We start from the raw sequence: 773 nt of genomic DNA on the forward strand, positions 1-773 counted from the left end.
GAATCTACTCGCCAGTCAGCTGTAAAGGCGCAAATCATGGAGCTGGCTGCTGCGATGGAGGCGTTCCGTTCGCGAAATTTTTCGTATAGCGGTGCGGCCTCCGACACAGCGATTACCTCCAGAACTGCGAATGACTTCTATACGGTGTCAGTTACCGTGGATGCGAGTGATGTCCAAAGCTATACAATTGCTGCGGTGCCTGTTGCAGCAAAAAACATGAATGGCACTGAAACATTCATGCTTAATGAGCAAGGCGAGACCTGTATGAAAGTGGCTGCAACTTGCAGTATGGCTACGGATCACTCTTGGTGAAATTGCTTCAGAATTTGGGGGCGTAAGCCCCTGTTTCTATGTCTGCTTATGTTACGGGCAGAGGTTCCCCGGTAGCGCTTCAATTCTCGTTCTTCCGATCCAGTTCATTACGATTTTCCTGCCAGCATGGTTGTTGCAAATATAAAAGCTGCCGTTTTGGAAATGGCTGATGCCGCTGCTATGGAAGACAAGAGAGTTTCCATTAAACCTTTTCCACTCAAGGGTTGTATTACCTGGGAAGTTGAGTGACTCGATAACTTCTCCGGTCTCTAGTTGACCGTTTTGGTTGTCGTCCCTTCCCATTATCAGTGAATCTGTTTGATTGAATGTTGAGCATCCGGTGTTCCCTGCGCAGATCATTCGCTGTGACCGGTCACTGAGTGCGCCTGCACGGGCTTTCAGTATGAGGTTGTGGACAGAGTAGGCCGACGAGATAACTTGGTATCTTGGGATGAAATCGG

The 773-nt window shown here is 48.8% G+C and carries 2 protein-coding genes; one reads left to right on the forward strand and one right to left on the reverse strand.

The window, feature by feature from the left end:
* On the forward strand, positions 1–312 hold a 312-nt coding region (locus A3730_RS28805; RefSeq protein WP_063539431.1), incomplete at its 5' end, for a type IV pilin protein.
* A gap of 51 nt (positions 313–363) precedes the next feature.
* Here the strand turns inward: A3730_RS28805 and A3730_RS30065 are convergent.
* Positions 364–773, reverse strand: a 410-nt coding sequence (locus tag A3730_RS30065; RefSeq protein ID WP_156501440.1) for a GspH/FimT family pseudopilin, incomplete at its 5' end; no start/stop codon positions are given.

The sequence above is a fragment of the Alcanivorax sp. HI0044 genome, assembly GCF_001634945.1.